Genomic DNA, 19,029 nt, shown 5'->3' with positions numbered 1-19,029 from the left:
CGTTCGAGACACGGAGACAAGTCTTGTACTTCGACTGCCTTTGGCTACGAATTGAATTCGCACAATCGCCGTCGGTATTTGGCGACCGGATGCGGCCAGAATTGATGTCAAGGCATGAACGCGCACCCGTGTCGTCCGAACCGTCTCTGGACAGGGGACACGCCCGTCGTCCGGGATTTCACGGGCCCAGGATTTCCACCGACTTGCGCGTCCTCAGGCGAGGACCTTCCCGGGATTGAGGATGCCCGCCGGGTCGAACATCCGCTTGAGGTCGTGATGCACCCGTAATGACACCGGACCGAGCTCCTGAGCGAGCCAGTCCCGCTTCAGCATCCCCACGCCGTGCTCCCCCGTCACCGTGCCGCCCATCGCCAGTCCGAGCCGCATGATCTCGTCGAACGCCTGACGCGCCCGGCGCACCTGGTCCTCGTCGCCGGCTTCGAAGACGACATTGGGATGGACGTTCCCGTCGCCCGCGTGGCCGACGACCGCGATCGTGAGATCGACGTCGGCCGAGACCTTCTCCACGTGCTGGACGAACTCGGCCAACCGGCTGACCGGGACGCACACGTCGTCGATGAGGCGGCCGGTGCTCAGCTCTTCGAGCGCGAAATGCATCTCCCTGCGGGCCGCCAGCAGCAGTTCTCCCTCAGCCGCGTCGTCGGCCTCGACCACATCGAACCCGCCGGCGTCGGCGAAGACGCTCGCCGTGGCTGCGATGTCCGCACCCGCCTGGTCGCCGGCCGCGTCGGACTGGGCGATCAGCATGGCCGCGGCATGCTCGGGCAGGCCCATGGGGCGATAGGCGTTCGCGGCCCGCAGAGACGCCTGGTCCATGAACTCCAGCAGGCTCGGCACATGGCGCCCCGCCACCACCCGCGCCACGGCATCACCTGCGGCCGCCACCGTGGGGAACAGCGCCGCCACGGTGCGCGGCTCGTGGCTTGCCGGTCGCAGGGCGAGAGTCGCCTCGGTGATGACGCCGAGCGTTCCCTCCGAGCCCACGAACAACCGGGTCAGGTCGTAGCCCGCGACACCCTTCGCGGTACGCCGGCCGGTCCGCAGGACCTCGCCGCTCGCGAGCACCACCTCGAGCGAACGTACGAAGTCGCTGGTGACGCCGTACTTCACACAGCACAGGCCACCTGCATTCGTCGCGAGGTTGCCGCCGATCGTGGAGATCTCCCAGCTGGACGGATCGGGCGGATAGAAGAGCCCGTGCTCGGCGACCGCCCGGGACAGGACGGCGTTCTTCACCCCCGGTTGGACGACGGCGATCCGGTTCGCCGGGTCGATCTCGACGATCCGGTCCATGCGTTCGAGCGAGAGGGTGATGCACCCGTCGATCGCGTTGGCGCCGCCGGAGAGACCGGTCCGGCCACCCTGGGGAACTACCGGTACGCCGTGCCGGGACGCCACCGCGAGAACGTGCTGCACATGAGCGACCTCCCTGGCCAGCACCGCGGCGACCGGCTTTCCCGCTGGGCAGAACGACGCCATGTCCCGCTGGTACGAGGTGAGCCGGTCGTGGTCGGTCACGACCACCTCAGCCGGCAGGCGGCCGGACAGCTCGGCGACAAGATCGGTGAACGGAGCCTCCTGGGTCATAGGACCCACCGTACGGGCGACGCAGCCGGCCGCGAATGACCACGCTGAGCAGGCCTGTGTACGCCAGACAGGTGTCGACGCCTGTTCCAGGTACCACAGGCCTGCTCAGCGTGGTCATTCGCGGCGGGCAACGGGCCGGGCGACGGGCCGGGCGACGGGCCGGGCGCTGGGCCGGGCGACGGGTCGGGCGCTGGGCCAGGCGGTGAGTCGGGCGCTGGGCCAGGCGGTGAGTCGGGCGCTGGGCAGGTCGCCCTGTGGGCGTTCGGTGGTCAGGGCACGAGCACGAGTTTCCCCGTCGTACGCCGGCTGTGCAGGTCCTCGTGCGCGCGCCGCGCGTGGGTGAGCGGATAGCGCCCGCCGATCCGGACGGAGAGGAGTCCGGTGCCGATCCAGCTGAAGACCTCGCCCACCCGGTCGAGCAACTCGTCGCGGTCGCGGGTGTAGTGGGCGAGGGTCGGGCGGGTGACGTAGAGCGAGCCCTTGGTGTTGAGCAGCTGCAGGTCGAGCGGGGGGACCTGCCCACTCGACGCGCCGTACAGGACCATCATTCCCCGCGGCCGGAGCGCGTCGAGGCTTCCGTCGAAAGTGCTGCGGCCCACGCCGTCGTAGACGACCGGGAAGCCTTCGCCGCCTGTCAACTCCCGGGCCCGGTTCACGAACTCGTCGTAGCTGGCCACCTCGTCGGCACCGGCCTGACGGGCCAGCTCGGCCTTCTCCGGCGTCGACACGGTGGCGAGGACGTGCCCGCCGCACAGCTTCACCATCTGGGTGAGGAGGAGGCCGACACCTCCCGCGGCGGCATGGACGAGCGCCCAGTCGCCGGGCTGGATCTCGTACGTCGACTTCACCAGATAGTGGGCGGTCGCGCCCTGGAGCAGGGACGCGGCGGCAAGTTCCTCCGAGACTCCGCTGGGAAGCGGGACGAGCTTGTGGGCAGGAACGACGGCCTGCTCGGCGTAGGACCCGAGTACGCCGGTCCAGGCCACCCGGTCGTTGACCTTGACTCCTGTGACGCCCTCGCCGAGTGCGCGGACGGTCCCCGCGCCCTCATTGCCCAGGACGAACGGCGGCTTGACGTGGTACTGCCCGCTGCGGTGGTAGGTGTCGATGTAGTTGACGCCGGCGGCCGCGACGTCGACAAGGACTTCGCCAGGCCCGGGTTTGGGCGACGGGAGGTCGGCGAGTACCAGTACCTCGGGTCCACCGTGCTGCCGGACATGGATTGCGCGCACCACATCACCTCTCTGCGATCGTCGGCCATGTCATCGTCATGTCATGTCGTGGACGCATCCTCGCCCCGCGCCGAAACTTTCGGCAGTACGCCGGGCAAGGAGTACGCAGCGAAAGGGCCCCTGGAGCACGGATGCTGACAAGGGCCCTATTCACACTACAGCGCGCCGCTGGGTACGGGCGTCAGAACAGACGCTCGGTGCCGGCGTCAGAACAGCTGACCGCGGATCGCGCCCGCCGGGAAGCTTGCGGTGTGGACGTTGACGTAGAAGCCGGACCGGTCGGACCGGATCGACGCCAGTTCGCTCTCCGACAGCGTGGCCGTGGAGTTCTGGTCATCGGGAACCGCACGGATGCAGTCGGCGGAGTAGCCGCCCACCGGAGCGGTGAGGCCCACCACGATCGGGCCAGCTGCCCCTTCCGGGGCGACATGAATGTGTGCGGCCATCGGTTCCTCGATCCTGCGAGCCACGAGCACATAGCAGAGCAGGTCGCCCTTGACCTTGCCGACGAAGAGCCCGCGACCATCGTCGTCTCCCGGGCCCGGAACCTCCGCCGCGCCGGTCAGAACGGCACCCAGCACGGTTCCCCCATGGGACCGCGCGTCCACGTTCCCCGCCGCTGTCGCCGCCTGAGCTGGTACCACCCCGGCGGCAAGGACAGCGCCCATGCCGGCGAGAAACACCACTGTCCGCAGACACCATGCGCGCATCATTTCCTCCTCGCGCGAGTCCCGGACCATCCGGGATCATTCACGAGGGGCACGTGCCCACCAGGCAGAAGGTTCAAGCTTTCTGCGCAAAGGTGTGCGCTCAGAGGTTTCCGCGGCGTTCCTGTTCGCGTTCGATGGCTTCGAAGAGCGCCTTGAAGTTCCCTTTTCCGAATCCGAGCGAGCCGTGCCGTTCGATCAGCTCGTAGAAGACCGTCGGGCGGTCACCGACCGGCGTCGTGAAGATCTGGAGAAGGTAGCCGTCCTCATCGCGGTCGACAAGGACGCCGCGCCTCGCCAACTCCTCGACGGGTACGCGTACGGAACCGATGCGGGCTCGCAGCTCCTCGTCTTCGTAGTACGACGCTGGAGTGGCGAGAAACTCGATGCCGTTCGCCCGGAGAACGTCGACCGCCCGGAGAATGTCGTTGGTTGCCAGGGCGATGTGCTGACATCCGGGCCCCGCGTAGAACTCGAGGTATTCGTCGATCTGGCTCTTCTTCCGGGCAACGGCCGGCTCATTGAGGGGAAACTTCACCCGGTGGTTTCCGTTGGCGACGACCTTGCTCATGAGTGCGGAGTACTCGGTGGCGATGTCGTCACCCACGAACTCCGCCATGTTCACGAACCCCATGACCCGGTGGTAGAACTCGACCCAGTAATCCATCCTGCCGAGTTCGACGTTACCGACGCAGTGGTCGACGGCCTGGAACAACCGCCTGGGGTGCCCGGGCGGGCGGGTCACGGTCGTACGGCGTTCGACGTAACCGGGTAGATAGGGGCCCGAGTAGCGCGAGCGGTCAATGAGACTGTGCCGGGTCTCGCCGTAGGTGGCGATCGCGGCGCGGCGGACCGTTCCGTGTGCGTCGGCGTCGTCGTACGGCTCCTGCAGGATGGTGGCGCCCTGGGCGCGGGCGTGTGCGATGCACCTGTCGACGTCGGGCACCTCCAGCGCCAGGTCGATGACGCCATCGCCGTGCCTGCGGTGGTGGTCGAGCAGCGGGCTGTCCGGAGTGGCGCCGCCCTCGAACACGAACCGCGCCGATCCGGACTCGCAGACGTACGACCGGCGATCGGATCGCCCGGTCACGGGGTCGGTGTATCCGGTCTCCGGCCCGGCGTAGGCCACCAGGTCCATGCCGAACGCGAGCTGGTAAAAGGACGCGGTCTGAGTCGCGTTGCCGACGCAGAAGACCACGGCGTCCATCCCGGTCACCGGGAAAGGATCATGGGAGGCGTCATAGTCGACCAGGCCGACGAGCTCGCGGAGTTGGTCGAGACGGAGATCCGCCGACCGCTCGCGCGGGGTCAGCGCGCTGGAGCCCGGGCTGGCCTGCTCGGGGATGCTGGTGGCCTCGCCGATCTGGGCGTCTCCCCGGTCACTGGGGATACGGCTACCGGCGAAACGGTCGCTGTCGGACATGGCGGCCTCCTGTTCTCGCTGGCCTCTTCCTGCCGCGAGCCTGGTCCGACGTCAGCAACTTGCGCAACTGCCTGAGGTTTGGCTGGTCATACTGTTCAGACATACGGCAGAATGAGGCGACACACTGTCCAGGGTGCCCATTCCCAGGCCGGCTTGTCCTGACTCACGCGGAACCTTGCTGTGGAGGCGCACAACGTGCCCGGACCCGTCGACCGGCTCGACGCCGAGATCGTGGCCCTGTTCGCCCGGGAACCGCGGGTCGGCATCCTCGAGGCCTCCCGCCGACTCGGCGTCGCGCGCGGCACCGTGCAGGCCCGGCTCGACCGGCTCACGCGCAGCGGTGTCGTGCGTGGATGGGGGCCCGAGATCGACGCCGAAGCGCTCGGGTTCGGCGTGACGGCGTTCGCGACGCTGGAGCTCCAACAAGGCGTCGGGCACTCGGTGGTCGCCCAGCACCTTCGGACGATCCCGGAGGTGCTGGAGGCGCACACCATCACCGGGAGCGCCGACATGATGGTCCGGCTCGTCGCGCGTTCGAACGCCGACCTGCAGCGGGTACTCGACGAGGTGCTCGCCGGCGGAGGTGTGGTGCGTACGTCCACCGTGATCGCGCTGGCGACGCAGGTGCCCGCGCGCGCTCTACCGCTGCTCGGGAAGGCCGCGGATGGATCCGCGTCGCCCGACAGTTAGGGGGTGTCTGATGGATCACGATCGATCAGTGAGCGGCGTATCCGCGCCCGGCTGGCAAGGCCGAGGAGGAAGGCGCACTGGTCTTGTGCGCCGATCGACGAGAACGCAGCCAGGCGGGATGCGGGACGCCGCGAGCCGATCGTGATCCATCAGACACGCCCTAGGTCAGGCGGCGGCGGTGGAGCTCAGCGATCCGCTGGACGGTCGCGATCGCGTCACGAATTCCCCGGCTCGACTCCGCCATCGCCCTGAGCGACTCGGCGGAGAACTCGTCGAGGGTGCTGGTGAGATCCGCCAGCGAAGGGACGCCGGGGAGGCCGGAGGTCACCTCGGCGTTCTGCGCATCGATCGCCGCGTTGGTCGCGTCACGGATCGCCGCGGCCAACTCCTCGCTCGGCGTACGCAGGGCACGCGGTTCCAATACGACCTCGCTGACGTGGCCAGCCGACACCGTGATCCGTACCTTCCCGTCGAGCGCCTCGCCGATGCCGGTCGGCGTCCCCGCGCCACCGGTTGGATCGGCGCCGGCGTCGCCAGCGGCGTCCTCCAGGTCGGCGTCCCGCTGATCCGGTGGCGCGGCATGCTCGAGGCGCGCCAGCTCTTCGCGCAGCCGGTTCACGATGTCCTGCGACGCACGAGACGGGTCCGTCATCGGCCTTCCTCCGCCACGCCACGAGTTGCTCATTCGCCGCTCTCCGGCTGTTGGTCGGGGTCGAACTCGCTCACCTGCGCCCCCGCCGCGTTCAACGCCGCTACCGCGTCAACCGGAGATCCGTCGTCCTCGACGATGACATGATCGTTCCTGGTGACGGTTCCGGTTGTCCCGCTGAAGTCCGCCTGGCCAATGAGCGCGTCGGCGAACGAGGTGGCATCCATTCGAGCATTCCGCACCCGCGCACCACGAAGATCCGTACGCATGAAGAGCGCCGCACTCAGATTGGTGCGATCCAGGGTCGCCCGCGCCAGAACCGTGCCTGCGCAGTCGACCCGCGCGAGCCGCGCACCGGTGAGGTCGGCATCGGTGAGGTCGGCATCGTCAAGAGTGGCCTTGTAGAAATCGGCGTCAACCAACCGGGCACCGCGCAGGTTTGCACCCATCAAACTCGCGCGCGCAAACTGCGCACCAGTCAAATCGGATTCCGCTAGGTCGACATCAACCAACTCGGCTTCGCTCAGCTGCCGACCTCGCAGATCAAGTAGACGCAACGAAAGGCCGTTCACCACCATCGGACCCTTGCCGCCCCGCCGTTCGTACCAGCGCAGATGTTCTGCGTGCAACGCATCGAACTCCGCCTGGGACAACGCATCCGCCATCAGTAGATCACGACCTTCCCCGACCATTCAGGGTGCGATTGAACCAGGGCCTTGAGGTCGTTGAAGTCCTCGCGGGACAGTTTGCTGGTGTCAAGGGCGACATGGATATCTCGATCGAGTTTCTTCTGGATGCCGGTCTCTGCCCTGGTTCGATCGTAGGTGCGGCCGGGTTCCTCGCGAGTCTGATACCCCTTGACGTCCCAGTCCTGTCCCGATCCCTCGGTGAAATCGGCTCGCTCGTTGTCCGCGCGTGTCACCGGCTTCGACATGGTTCCCGTCGCCTCCAACCCGAGCGCCACTTCGGCTTCGCGTTCGGTTCCAGGACTCGTTCCCCCGATCGCCGGGTCGACGGCGAGCTCCTGCTTGCGACGTTCGTACTCGTGGGCCGCTTCTTCGCGTTCCTCGCCGGTCTCGTACGCATCGACTCCGTGCTCGGACGCATGGATCGGCCGACCATCCAGACGCTGGACCTGTTCGTTCAGGAGGTCGCGGACCAGCCGTGCGAGCACGGGACCGAGCGTGCGTACCAGCGTGGTCGTGAGTTGGACGGCGATGACGATCACCCGGTTCACCGTGACGGCAGCCTCGGCCGCCACGGCCAGCGAGGCGCCGACCGTGAAGAACGCGGCGGCGATCGCGGCGGCGAGGATGATGGTGAGGGCAATGAGCTGGACGATGACGAGCAGCTTCAGCACCAGCACCAGCATCGCCGCCTGGAAGAACGCGACCGCGATGCCGATGGCGACGATCTCGGAGCTGACGAGGTAGCCGCGCTCGCCCGCGACCTTCTCCCAGTAGTCCTCGAACGCGTCGATCCCCGGTCCCTCGTTCTCCCGGGCCATGCCGTCGACGGCGAGCACCGCCTGCTCAGAGCTTCCCTCGGCGCTGAAGGCGAAGCCGAGCCAGGCCTCACCGCAGCGCTGCAGCGCGGTCTCGTCGGCTTCCGGCCAGTAGCAGCCGGCGTAGTGGAGGGCCTGGATGAGACCGGGCGGAAGTTCGAGACCCATCAGGGAGTGTCCAGGCCGTCCAGGATGGCCTCGACCCTGGTGGCCTGCTCGGTGTTGTCCGCCTCCACCCTGGTGTAGGCATCAGCGAGCTGGTTCATGGCGACGGCCGTCTCCACGACGCAGAATCCGGTCTCGGCGAAGTAGGTCAATGCGGCCGGGCCCGCCGCTTCGTACATCTCCTTGAGCGCACTCCCGAGCCCGTCGCCGCCGTACGGATCCCCGGTGGCGTCCATGTGTGAGGTCAGTCCCTCGACGGACTCGCCCCAGTCCTGGCCCGCCCCGTCCACCTTGCGCGCCGCAAGGTGGATGCTTTCGGGACGTACATGGACCTCCGCCATGCCGGAACCGTAACAAGATCAGCGCGCTCCGCAATGATCTTGCTCACGGCCGCTGTGGACAACTGCCGCTCCTGGTCAGGTTGCGGAGACGACGGTCAGCGACAGGCCATCGCCGAGCGGCAGGACGGTCGAACGCAGCCGCGGGTCGCTGGCGATCCGTTCGACGTAGGTGCGGATGGCACGCACGCTGGCGTCGTCCTCGGCGGCAGCGGCCAGCCGGCCACGCTGGTGGATGTTGTCGGCAAGGATCAGCCCGCCGGGCCGGACCAGGCGCAGGGCGTGGTCGAGATAGCTCGGGTAGCCCTCCTTGTCGGCGTCGATGAAGACCATGTCGTACGCACCATCCAGCGACGCGAGCGTCTCCCCCGCGTCTCCCAGGTGGACGGTCACCTTGTCACCGACGCCAGCCCGGTCGAACCACTCCCGTGCGGCTTCGGCGTGGACCGGCGAGAGTTCGAGAGTGTCGAGGTGGCCCCCTGCAGGGAGCGCGCGGGCGAGCCAGGTCCCGCTGTAGCCGAAGAGGGTGCCGACCTCGAGGATCCTGGTGGCATTGACGGCGTGGACCAGGGTGGCGAGGGTCGCGCCGGCCTCGGGGCTGATGTTGATCCGCGGCGCACGCGCGGCGATGTCGGCGCGCAGGTCCTTCAGGAGCTGGTCTTCTGCCCAGAACCGCCCGGCGAGATAGTCGTCAAGGGCGGCTTGCGATGTCTGCTCGGTCATGAGACCGCAGTACAGCACGATCGTGGGTGCGGTGTGGCCGACTGTGTGCGACACCACGTGGCGTGGGCGGATGTTGGCCAGCGTCGTGGGTCGCCCCCGAGCCGACCAGCCCGGGACCGCCGGGCGGCCCGCACCTGGGCCGGCCCGCGTCAGGAACGGCGAGCGGTAGCCCAGGACCTGATCGTGTCGATCCGGTCCTGCAACTGTTCGGCCGACGCCTGGATCGCGAGCGGTCCGCCGCAGACCCGGCGCAACTCGGCGTGGATGGCGCCGTGCGGTTGGCCGGTGCGATGGTGCCAGGCGGCGACCAGGCCATTGAGTTCGCGGCGGAGGACCCCCAACTGTTCGTACGCCGGACCGGGCGCGGCGCGCTCCGTACCTGCGGAGCCACCCGCCGCCGCCCCACCCGTCGTCGGCGCCCCGTCGGCGGAGGGCGAAGGAGACGTACGCCGCCGACGCAGCAGCTCGCTGACCTGATGCGGCTCCAGCAGCCCGGGAATGCCGAGGAACTCCGTCTCGTCCGCGCCCAGCTCTCCCCCGAACTCGTTGCCGTCGTAGACCAACCGGTCGAACGCCGCCTGCGATCCCAGCGCCTGGAACCGCTTCTCCTCCAGCAGGTCGGCCTCGGAGTCGCCCCGCGCCGCCTCTGCGAGCAGCGCCTCCTCGGCGGCGAAGATGTCGTCGTCGTCATGGACCGGCTTGCCCAGGACGTGGTCGCGGACGGTCTCCATCTCCGCGGCGTACTGCAGCAGCACCGGGACCGTCGGCAGGAACAGGGACGCCGTCTCGCCACGTCGTCGCGCCCGCACGAAACGCCCCACCGCCTGTGCGAAGAACAGCGGCGTCTGGGTGGCGGTCGCGTAGACGCCGACGGCGAGGCGTGGGACGTCGACACCTTCGCTCACCATGCGCACGGCGACCATCCAGCGGCGTTCGTCGGCGGCGAACTCCCCGATTCGTTTGCTGCCGCTCGGTTCGTCGGACAGCACGACGACCGGTCGTTCACCGGCGATCTTGCCGAGGATCTTGGCGTAGGCGCGGGCCGACTCCTGGTCGGTCGCGATCACCAGGCCGCCGGCGTCGGGCACGTGCCGGCGTACTTCGGTGAGCCTGGTGTCGGCGGCTCGCAGGACGGACTGGATCCAGTCGCCGGCCGGATCGAGCGCGGTTCGCCAGGCCTGGGCCGCCATGTCCTTGGTGAGCGGGGTGCCGAGCCTGGCTGCCACCTCGTCGCCGGCGCTGGTGCGCCACCGAAGATCGCCGGAGTACGCAAGGAACAGAACCGGTCGCACGACCCCGTCGGCGAGTGCCGGCCCATAGCCGTAGCTGTAGTCGGCGGCACTGCGCGGCGCGCCGTCGGTGTCGGACACATAGGTGACGAACGGAATGGGGTTGGTGTCGCTGCGAAACGGTGTGCCGGTGAGGCTGAGCCGTCTGGTCGCGGGCTCGAACGCCTCCCGCACCGCGTCGCCCCAGGTGAGCGCGTCGGCCGCGTGATGGATCTCGTCGAGGATGACGAGCGTCTTGAACCGTTCACAGCGCACTCGCAGGGCGAGCGTCGCCGCCGCCACGCCGGCGTAGGTCACGACCACCCCGGCGTAGTCGCGGCTGGTGCGCCCCTTGCGTCCGGAAAACGCCGGATCGAGCGCGATCCCTCCGCGAGTCGCAGCGTCGGCCCACTGGCGTTTCAGGTGCTCGGTCGGGGTGACGACGATGAGGCGTTCGACCACCCGGCGGGCGAGCAGGTCGGCGGCCACGGTCAACGCGAAGGCGGTCTTGCCCGCGCCTGGCGTCGCGACCGTGAGGAAGTCGCGCGGGCTGGCCGCCTGGTAACGCTCGAGTGCCTCCTGTTGCCATCCGCGGAGGTGTCCCCACGGTCCTGGAACGGCGGTCTGGCGAAGCTGGCTTGTCGACCCGGACGCTGTCACACCCGTCCCTTCCGATCGAGCAGGACATACCGACGAATCTGCGCGAGCCTAACCCGGCCCGCGGACATGTCCCGCCGGGCCCGGACGGTCCTGCCGTCGCGGCGGTTTGATATCCGGGCCGCACTGGTAGGTGGATGGCTGGTGGTTCCGCGACGCGGCGGGAACTTCGGCGATTTCCTTGAGGAGGCTTGACCAACCTGTAATCATCTGGCAACCGAGTGTGGGGAATATCGGAGCAGAGACCGACCTCGGCGCACACGCCATGTCGGGGGGACGCACTGAGGAGCAACGATGGCCGACGATGCCGCAGCGGGGTCTGGCGCGACATCCGTACCACCCGCACCACGAAGCTTCGTGGACACCGCGCGGAGGGTCGTCGGACGGATGGTCGCCCGCCTCCCCGGCCTCGACGGCGACGCCGCGCAGCGCAACGCCTGGGAGGCGGTCTGCGCCGACCTGCAACGCCGCCAGCAGTGGAACGACGTGGTCGAACTCACCCTCAACGCGACCAGACACCCGGCAGGGACTCCCGCCGGCCGTTCGACCAGGCGTCCGACCCGGCGGCGTACGACCGCGCCGGTGTCGGGAGGGACCAACCGCCAGGCAAGTTCCCGAGCCCAACCCTGAGGCTGCCTGTCGGTCCGGGGGCACCTCGCGCCGCTGTCGTTCGGCGGGGCCGATTGGATCAAGGGCACCCTCACGCGAGCGCGTTTCGTACGAAGGCGCCCCTCACCCAACGAACTCGGTCGGTATCCGGCTCGAGCGCGTGGTCAGGCTCCTTCCCGCTGGGCGGACGCCTCGGGCTGGCGCGGCGGGAGGACACACAACTCGTTGCCCTCGGGATCGGCCAACACCACCCAGCGTGCCTCGGCCTGACCGATGTCCACGTGCCGCGCACCGAGTGCAAGCAGGCGCTCGACCTCGGCGTCCTGGTCGGCCGGGCGAAGGTCGAGGTGCAGCCGGTTCTTGCCGCGCTTTTCGTCGGCGACCTTGACGAAGAGCAGGTCGGGTACGACGTCGACCAGGCCGCTGTCCTCCGGTGGTTCGACGACCGACTCGGCATCGTCTTCGTACGTCACCCGCCAGCCAAGTGCGGACGCCCAGAAACGGGCAAGCGCCGCAGGTTCCCCCGAATCGATGACCAGGCACTGAATTCGGATAGTCATGGCTGAAGCCTGTCGCACAGTTCCGATGCCGACCAGCTATCTCCGGTACGAACTGCGGCCGAATCCCCTGGCCTGGCACGGTTTTGCCGACCTGCCGTCGACGACGTTTGACCGCGCGGCAATCAGGACGCAACATAGCGCGGAAAGCATGGGGGCAGCAGTAAACGCCGTCGGAAGGAAGGCCGCCATGGCACGTTCCGCGACCGCAACCACCCATACGCGGAGACCGGCAGTCACATCGCGGCGAAGTGCCATGGCGGCCGCCCGCGGTCTCGTGGGCGGCCTCGCCGTGCGACTCCCGGGCTTCGACGCCCGCGCCGCACGGCGCAACGCGTGGGAGGCCGTGTGTGCCGACCGCGAACGCCGCCGGCAGTGGAACGACGAGTCGCCGACAGCCCTCGGCTGAGGCGGTGACCCTCGGCTGAGGCAGTGACCCTCGGCTGAGGCAGTGACCCTCGGCTGAGGCAGGGATCTGAGGCGGGAACCTCAGCCCTCACAGCGGCTGCCGGCTCTGGGCTGAGGCGGGATCGTCAGCCCTCACCCTTGCTGCCAGCTCTTGGGGATGAGGAAGGAACCTCAGGACTCGCCGTCGCCGTCGCCGCCCTTGGGGATGCCTTCCCAGATCTCCTTGCATTCCGGGCAGACCGGATACTTCTCCGGGTCCCGGCTCGGCACCCACACCTTGCCGCAGAGCGCGATCACCGGGGTTCCGGTGACCATCGCGTCGACGAGCTTGTCCTTCGGCACGTAATGGGAGAAGCGCTCGTGATCGCCGTCGTCGCCGTGCGACGGGACCGTGCGCGTCTCTTCGACCGTCTGTGCACCGGGGCTCAGCTGCGTACTCACGCCGGCCAGTGTAGTCACGGGTGGCCACCGGGATCACGGGTCGCGCGGCCCCGGCGGTCGGGTGTCAGTTCATGGTCGGGTCGTCGGGGAACGTCGCGACCAGGGCCAGCTCGTCCCGCTGGCGGCGGAGGACGCGGCGCCAGAGGCCGGCGGGATCAGCGGTGAACGCGTCACCGTGCTCGGCGTCCACGACGTACCACCCGCCGTCCTTGATCTCGAGCTCGAGCTGGCCAGGCGCCCACCCGGCGTATCCGGCGAAAACCCGGAGGACCTCGAGACCACCGGCGAGTAGTTCCGGCGGGGCGTCGAGATCGACCAGCCCGAGGCGGTCGTAGAGCCGCTTCCACCCGACCGGGCCTCCGCCGAGACCCGCAGGCAACTCGGCCAGGCCGAGGGCGGAGTCCGTCGCCACCGGGCCGCCCTGGAACAGGACGTCGGGTTCGCAGACCAGGCCCGTCCACGACTCGAGCACGGACGTGACCGGCAGCTCGGTGGGCCGGTTGACGACGACGCCCAGTGCACCGTCGCTGTCGTGGTCCAGCAGGAGAACGACGCTCCGTGCGAAGTTCGGGTCGCGCAGGACCGGGGAGGCGACCAGGAGCTGCCCGGTGTAGTACTCCTTGCTCATAGGTTCATGATCCCGCGTACGACGCCGTCAGACGAGCGGACCTGCGCTCCACGCCGTCAGCTCCCGCCGGTCGCGCCCGCCGCCCCACCGGCACCTGGCGCGCCCGCCGCACTCGCGGAGACGGCAGAGCGCACCGCCGCCGCCACTGCACCGTGGACGTCCGGGTGGAAGACGCTCGGGATCACGTAGTTGGCGTTGAGCTCGTCGTCGGTGACAACGGCGGCGATCGCCTGGGCGGCCGCGAGCAGCATGCCCTCGTCGACCTTGTGGCTGTGCGCGTCGAGCAGCCCGCGGAAGACACCAGGGAACGCCAGAACGTTGTTGATCTGGTTGGGGTAGTCGCTGCGGCCGGTCGCGACCACCGTCGCGTGCTCGCGAGCCTGTGCCGGGTCGACCTCGGGATCGGGGTTGGCGAGCGCGAACACGATCGCGCCCGGGTTCATCGTCGCGATGTCGGCGCCGGTGAGGATGTTCGGCGCCGAGACGCCGATGAAGACGTCCGCCTCGGCGACCGATCCGCGAACGTCGCCGGCATACTGTGCGTGGTTCGTACGGTCGGCGATCCAGCGCAGCTCCGGCGACAGTCCGTCGCGTCGGGCGTGGATCACCCCCTCGACGTCGGCGACGATGACGTCCTTCGCCCCCGCTGCGAGCAACAGGCGCAGGATCGCGCTGCCGGCCGCACCCGCGCCGGACATGACGATGCGGATCTGGGCGATGTCCTTGCCGACGAAGCGCAGGGCGTTGGTGAGGGCGCCGAGGACCACGATCGCCGTGCCGTGCTGGTCGTCGTGGAAGACGGGGATGTCGAGCTGTTCGCGCAGCCGGCGTTCGATCTCGAAACAGCGGGGGGCCGAGATGTCCTCGAGGTTGATACCGGCGAAGCCGGGGGCGATGCACCGGACGACCTCGACGATCGTGTCGGCGTCCTGGGTGTCGAGACAGATCGGCCAGGCGTCGATCCCGGCGAACCGCTTGAACAGTGCCGCCTTGCCCTCCATCACCGGCAGGGCCGCCTGCGGGCCGATGTTGCCGAGCCCGAGTACGGCCGAGCCGTCGCTCACCACGGCGATGCTGTTGCGCTTGATGGTGAGTCGGCGGGCGTCGTCGGGGTTGCGGGCGATCGCCTGGGAAACCCGGGCGACGCCGGGTGTGTAGACCATCGACAGGTCGTCACGGTTGCGGATCGGGTGCTTCGCCTGCATCTCGATCTTGCCGCCGAGGTGCATGAGGAAGGTCCGGTCGGAGACCTTGTGGATCGTGACGCCGGCGACCTCACGCAGGACCTCGACGAGCTGGTCGGCGTGGGCCGTGTCGGTGGCCGCACAGGTGACGTCGATCCGGAGACGTTCGTGGCCAGAGGCCGTGACGTCGAGTGCGGTGACGCTGCCGCCCGCGTGCTCGACGGCGGCCGTGAGCTCACTGACCGCCCGCCCGCCGGCGGGGACTTCCAGTCGTACGGTGATGGAGTACGAGATGCTCGGAACCGAGGCCACGGCCGTCCTCTCTGACGAACGCTGATCCGCAGGTGATGGTCTGCTGAGGCTCCGATCGTCTCACTGCCCGCCCTTCCAGCCCAGTCACCCCCGCCCGCCGCCGCGACGGGGATGATCACGTTTGCGTGATCATTCCCCACGATGCACGGCAAGTTCGGCGTGCACCGCCCAAGAAATGGCGTGCATGGTTCCCCCGCGGGGGCGGCATCCCCGGAGCTGTCGGGCGCGCGGGAGTCAGGCGTCGCGGCGGTGGAAGAGGGCAATGGCCGGCGCCAGGATGACCGCCACCCACGCGGTGAACGTCACCGCGCTGGTCGCCCGTCCCGGCGCGTCCCCGAACGGCGACTCCGCGCCCCCGCCGAACGCCGACGGATCCACCGACTGCGACATCGCGTTGCCGGCCGTGAACGGCAGGTAGTAGACGAAGTCGCGGATCGACTCGAGCGCCGGCAGGAGAGCGAGCGCGCTGATCAGCGGCTCCACGACGAGGGGGACGACGAGCAGGATCACGATCGCGGCCGGGAGGTTGCGCAGCAGCGACCCCAGGCCGAGACCCAGCAGCGCCCACAACACGACGTAGCCGAGATATCCGAGCAGTGCCGGACCCACGGGGTCGTCGGTGACGGGCAGCGACTGGCCCGCCAGCGCGCGGGCGACCGTCCAGTTGAGGCCGACGCTGACGACGGCGGCCACGAAGGACCACACCGCGAGGACGACACACTTCGCGACCACCAGCGCGCTGCGGCGCGGCGCGGCCGTCAGCGTCGACAGGATCGTGCCGTGGCGATACTCGTGGCCGAAGGCGAACACCCCGATGATCCCCATGAAGACAGCCGTGAACGGCAGTGGGCTGAACGCCGTGCCGCCGGTGAGAATCACGCCGGCCTGACCGGCGTCGATCGGGTCGTCGCGCATGACCCAGGCGATGATGCCCGCGACCGCCGCGCTCAGCAGCAGGGCCAGGCCGGTGAGCCAGTACGTCGAACGGAGGGTACGCATGCGTACCCACTCGAATCGCAGTGCGTCGATCATCGGCCGTCTCCCCTGGTGGTCTCGGCGTCGGCGTGGCGTCCGGGCGCAGCCGCTGGGGCGGTCGGCGGGCCGGCCGGCGGAACACCGGTCCCTGGCAAGCTGGCCCCTGGTACGCCTCCCCCTGGCAGGCCTCCCCCTGGCACGCCTCCCCCTGGCAGGCCTCCCCCTGGCGGGCCTCCTCCTGGCGGTCCGCCGAGCTGGGCAACGTACTCCTGTGCTCCCCCGGTCGCGGAGAGGAACGCCTCCTCCAGCGTGGCGGTCTTCGTCGTCAGCTCGTGCAGGACGACGCCTGCCGAGAACGCCAGTTCGCCCACCTTGGCCTGGTCAGGTCCGCTGATCACGTAGGCGCCGTCGGGCTGCGGGTCCACTGTGGCGGCCACGTTCCTGAGCGCGTCGAGCAGTTGCTCCGGCTGAGGCGTACGCACGAGAACCGACCTGCTCGACACCGAGTGGACGAAGCTGTCCACGCTGCCCTCGGCGATCAACCGGCCGAGCCCGATCACGACGAGCCGGTCGGCCATCAACGCCATCTCGGCGAGCAGGTGGCTGGAGACGAACACCGTCTTCCCGCCGGAGGCGTAGGACTTGAGGAAGGTGCGCAGCCAGGTGATCCCCTGCGGGTCGAGGCCGTTGGCGGGCTCGTCGAGGATCAGCGTGTGCGGGTCGCCCAGCAGCGCGCAGGCGAGGCCCAGTCGTTGCCCCATGCCGAGGGAGAACGTCTTGGGTCGCTTGCGTGCCACGTCGGTGAGTCCGACGTACTCCAGCACCTCGTCGACCCGCTGACGCGGGATCCCGTTGGCCGCCGCGAGCATCCTGAGATGGTTACGCGCGGTACGGGTCGGGTGGAACGCCTTCGCCTCGAGGACCGCCCCGACGTGACGCATCGGATGGTGCAGGTCGCCGTAGTACTTGCCGTCGAACGTCGTCTCACCCGGCCCGTGGTCGAGGCCGAGCATGAGCCGCATCGTCGTCGACTTGCCCGCGCCGTTGGGGCCGAGGAAGCCGGTGACGACACCGGGCTCGACGGTGAAGGAAAGTCCGTCGACGGCGAGCTTGGAGCCGTACCGCTTGGTGAGGTTGGTCGCCTCGATCCGTGCCACAGTGTCTCCTCCGGTTGCGGCTCCAGCCGCCTTGTGGTTTCGGGTACCGGTTCTGACCGGCCTGCCTTCCCCGGGTCCTTCACCGTATGCGTACCGATGGGCCGGGATCTGGATCGGCAGGCCGAGTTTGTCCCGGCCGGCTCTCCACCCTGAGGAGGAGGGGCCGTCGTTTCCGTTCTCCCCTACACTGGACGGGTGGACGTAGGAAGCAGGCGATTTCTTCGCCCCGGCCGGCACAGTGGTGCCGTCGGGGTGAGCCGCCTGGTGCGCTCTGCGATCTGACGATCTCCTGGTCTGACCCTCCATCTGGCCGCCGTGGTCCGCGCGGCCTCGATCGGACCGGGACGCGATCAGACTGTTTCTCGCGAGCGGCCCGTCGTCCTCTCTCACCGGAATCTCCACGGCCGACCGGGGTGTGCGACACCTCCGTATCCAGCGCCGACGCTGCGCCGACGCGTGCGCCGACCACCTTCCTCACAAGGAGATTCCCGTGCCGATCTCACCTGCCCACCTGTCCGCCGCCGAGCTGCGGCGCTGTCTCGACCTCCGCGACCTCGCCGACCCGGCGCACGGCCCCCATGCCATGCAAGCCATCGTTGACAGCCTCGTCACGTCCCTCACCGGGGCGTGGCGTGGCGATCTTCGCGTCGTACGCACGAGTCCGGTCGTCACCATGGCGGACAACTACGACAACCTCGGCTACGCCCCTGACGCGGTGACGCGGGAGGAGCGGTACACGCGGTACGTGGACGCCGGCCACGTCCTGCGGAGCCATTCCACGGCCGCCATTCCCGGTGCCCTTCGCGCGCTGGCGGCCGAACCCACCCCACCTCGCGACCTGCTGATCGCGACCCCCGGCGTCTGCTACCGGCGTGACGCGGTCGACTGGCAACACACGGGAACCCCGCAGCAGCTGGACCTGTGGCGGCTGCGCCAGGGTCCCGGGTGTGAGGACGCGGACCTGGAGGAGATGATCGGGCTCGTTGTCGATGCCGCCTTGCCTGGAGCGATATGGCAGACGATTCCGAAGGTCCATCCGTACACCGAAGGCGGGCGGCAGATCGACGTGCGCTGGCACGACCAGTGGATCGAGATCGGCGAGTGCGGGCTGGCGGGACCTGCCGTGCTGCGTCGTTCCGGCCTCGACATACCGCCGTGGTCGGGCCTCGCGATGGGCCTCGGGCTCGACCGGTTGCTCATGCTGAGCAAGGGGATTCCCGACATCCGGCTGCTGCGGTCGACCGATCCCCGGGTCGCCGCGCAGATGCTCGACCTCGCGCCGTACCGTCCCGTCTCGCACATGCCGCCGGTACGCCGGGACCTGTCGATCGTGGTCGGTCCCGACGTCGACGAGGAGGTGCTCGGCGACCGCGTGCGCGACGCCCTCGGTGGCGACGCCGACGCCGCGGAGACCGTCGAGGTGCTGAGCGCGACGTGGTACGACGACCTGCCGGCGGCGGCGCGGGAACGCCTCGGAATCGGGCCCGGCCAGCGAAACCTGTTGATCCGGCTGGTCCTGCGTCCGCTGGACCGGACCCTCACCGACGCCGAGGCGAACGAACTCCGCGACCGCGTCTACGCCGCCCTCCACGAAGGCACGGCCACCCAGTGGGCGGCCCGGAGGTGAGCCAGCGGGTGACCCGGAGGTGAGCCAGCGGGGGACCCGGGGGTGGCCTCGGTCATGATCATGCGCGGGAAACCGGTGGTTTCGACTCCCCCAGCCACCGGTTTCTCGTGCATGATCATGACCGAGGCCGACCGAACCATGTCTCCATCGCGGCCGTGACGACGCCA

The 19,029-nt window shown here is 69.1% G+C and carries 20 protein-coding genes; 4 read left to right on the top strand and 16 right to left on the bottom strand.

Annotation, left to right across the window (positions count from 1 at the left end; translation table 11 throughout):
* Positions 1–213: 213 nt before the first annotated feature.
* From ABN034_RS25590 to hppD, 4 genes are all read right to left on the bottom strand, one after another.
* Entirely contained in the window at positions 214–1,608 is a 1,395-nt protein-coding gene (locus ABN034_RS25590; protein WP_349693525.1) for an FAD-binding oxidoreductase, read from the bottom strand.
* 269 nt (positions 1,609–1,877) lie between these two features.
* Positions 1,878–2,840 (bottom strand): quinone oxidoreductase family protein, encoded by a 963-nt coding sequence (locus ABN034_RS25585; RefSeq protein ID WP_349693524.1) that lies wholly within the window; start codon positions 2,838–2,840, stop codon positions 1,878–1,880.
* Positions 2,841–3,046: 206 nt separating this feature from the next.
* Positions 3,047–3,580: a CHRD domain-containing protein gene (locus tag ABN034_RS25580; RefSeq protein ID WP_349693523.1), complete on the bottom strand. Its 534-nt coding sequence runs from the start codon at positions 3,578–3,580 to the stop codon at positions 3,047–3,049.
* Positions 3,581–3,650: 70 nt separating this feature from the next.
* Positions 3,651–4,970 (bottom strand): 4-hydroxyphenylpyruvate dioxygenase, encoded by a 1,320-nt coding sequence (gene hppD / locus ABN034_RS25575; protein WP_349693522.1) that lies wholly within the window; start codon positions 4,968–4,970, stop codon positions 3,651–3,653.
* 195 nt (positions 4,971–5,165) lie between these two features.
* Here hppD and ABN034_RS25570 point away from each other — a divergent pair, with 195 nt between their 5' ends.
* Positions 5,166–5,660, top strand: a complete 495-nt coding sequence (locus tag ABN034_RS25570; RefSeq protein ID WP_349693521.1) for an Lrp/AsnC family transcriptional regulator — start codon at positions 5,166–5,168, stop codon at positions 5,658–5,660.
* 160 nt (positions 5,661–5,820) lie between these two features.
* Here the strand turns inward: ABN034_RS25570 and ABN034_RS25565 are convergent, their stop codons facing one another.
* From ABN034_RS25565 to ABN034_RS25540, 6 genes are all read right to left on the bottom strand, one after another.
* Complete coding sequence (locus ABN034_RS25565) at positions 5,821–6,312, bottom strand: YbaB/EbfC family nucleoid-associated protein (RefSeq protein ID WP_349693520.1); 492 nt, start codon at positions 6,310–6,312, stop codon at positions 5,821–5,823.
* 29 nt (positions 6,313–6,341) lie between these two features.
* On the bottom strand, positions 6,342–6,974 hold the full coding sequence (locus ABN034_RS25560; RefSeq protein ID WP_349693519.1) for a pentapeptide repeat-containing protein: 633 nt from the start codon (positions 6,972–6,974) through the stop codon (positions 6,342–6,344).
* Positions 6,974–7,981 (bottom strand): WXG100-like domain-containing protein, encoded by a 1,008-nt coding sequence (locus ABN034_RS25555; RefSeq protein WP_349693518.1) that lies wholly within the window; start codon positions 7,979–7,981, stop codon positions 6,974–6,976. The genes ABN034_RS25560 and ABN034_RS25555 overlap by 1 nt, the downstream gene beginning before the upstream one ends.
* On the bottom strand, positions 7,981–8,319 hold the full coding sequence (locus tag ABN034_RS25550; RefSeq protein ID WP_349693517.1) for a hypothetical protein: 339 nt from the start codon (positions 8,317–8,319) through the stop codon (positions 7,981–7,983). Before ABN034_RS25550 ends, ABN034_RS25555 begins: the two co-directional genes overlap by 1 nt.
* 75 nt (positions 8,320–8,394) lie before the next feature.
* Positions 8,395–9,039, bottom strand: a complete 645-nt coding sequence (locus ABN034_RS25545) for an O-methyltransferase (RefSeq protein WP_349693516.1) — start codon at positions 9,037–9,039, stop codon at positions 8,395–8,397.
* A gap of 149 nt (positions 9,040–9,188) precedes the next feature.
* Positions 9,189–10,967, bottom strand: a complete 1,779-nt coding sequence (locus ABN034_RS25540; RefSeq protein WP_349693515.1) for a DEAD/DEAH box helicase — start codon at positions 10,965–10,967, stop codon at positions 9,189–9,191.
* Positions 10,968–11,258: 291 nt separating this feature from the next.
* Here ABN034_RS25540 and ABN034_RS25535 point away from each other — a divergent pair, with 291 nt between their 5' ends.
* On the top strand, positions 11,259–11,594 hold the full coding sequence (locus ABN034_RS25535) for a hypothetical protein (protein ID WP_349693514.1): 336 nt from the start codon (positions 11,259–11,261) through the stop codon (positions 11,592–11,594).
* Between the two features lie 143 nt (positions 11,595–11,737).
* Here the strand turns inward: ABN034_RS25535 and ABN034_RS25530 are convergent, their stop codons facing one another.
* Entirely contained in the window at positions 11,738–12,133 is a 396-nt protein-coding gene (locus ABN034_RS25530; protein WP_349693513.1) for a VOC family protein, read from the bottom strand.
* Between the two features lie 253 nt (positions 12,134–12,386).
* Here ABN034_RS25530 and ABN034_RS25525 point away from each other — a divergent pair, with 253 nt between their 5' ends.
* A complete protein-coding gene (locus ABN034_RS25525) occupies positions 12,387–12,539 on the top strand; it encodes a hypothetical protein (protein WP_349693512.1) in 153 nt (50 codons plus the stop codon).
* A 170-nt stretch (positions 12,540–12,709) separates the two neighbouring features.
* Here the strand turns inward: ABN034_RS25525 and ABN034_RS25520 are convergent, their stop codons facing one another.
* The 5 genes from ABN034_RS25520 to ABN034_RS25500 form a co-directional block, all read right to left on the bottom strand.
* Positions 12,710–12,979, bottom strand: a complete 270-nt coding sequence (locus tag ABN034_RS25520; RefSeq protein WP_349327193.1) for a DUF3039 domain-containing protein — start codon at positions 12,977–12,979, stop codon at positions 12,710–12,712.
* A gap of 64 nt (positions 12,980–13,043) precedes the next feature.
* Positions 13,044–13,607 (bottom strand): YqgE/AlgH family protein, encoded by a 564-nt coding sequence (locus ABN034_RS25515; protein WP_349693511.1) that lies wholly within the window; start codon positions 13,605–13,607, stop codon positions 13,044–13,046.
* A gap of 56 nt (positions 13,608–13,663) precedes the next feature.
* Positions 13,664–15,103, bottom strand: coding sequence for an NAD-dependent malic enzyme (locus ABN034_RS25510; protein ID WP_349693510.1), 1,440 nt, complete (start codon positions 15,101–15,103; stop codon positions 13,664–13,666).
* A gap of 234 nt (positions 15,104–15,337) precedes the next feature.
* On the bottom strand, positions 15,338–16,135 hold the full coding sequence (locus ABN034_RS25505) for an ABC transporter permease (RefSeq protein ID WP_349693509.1): 798 nt from the start codon (positions 16,133–16,135) through the stop codon (positions 15,338–15,340).
* Positions 16,132–17,235 (bottom strand): ABC transporter ATP-binding protein, encoded by a 1,104-nt coding sequence (locus ABN034_RS25500; protein WP_349693508.1) that lies wholly within the window; start codon positions 17,233–17,235, stop codon positions 16,132–16,134. Before ABN034_RS25500 ends, ABN034_RS25505 begins: the two co-directional genes overlap by 4 nt.
* A 490-nt stretch (positions 17,236–17,725) precedes the next feature.
* Between ABN034_RS25500 and srmL the strand changes: the two genes are divergently transcribed.
* The gene (gene srmL, locus ABN034_RS25495; RefSeq protein ID WP_349693507.1) at positions 17,726–18,862 is read left to right on the top strand and encodes a PheS-related mystery ligase SrmL; all 1,137 of its coding nucleotides are present in this window, start codon (positions 17,726–17,728) and stop codon (positions 18,860–18,862) included.
* Positions 18,863–19,029: the final 167 nt, after the last annotated feature.

The organism is Actinopolymorpha sp. B11F2, assembly GCF_040195635.1.
In the GTDB taxonomy this organism is placed as follows: Bacteria; Actinomycetota; Actinomycetes; order Propionibacteriales; family Actinopolymorphaceae; genus Thermasporomyces.
The sequence above is the reverse complement of the archived record's forward strand: the minus strand, read 5'-3'. Positions and strand labels throughout refer to the sequence as shown.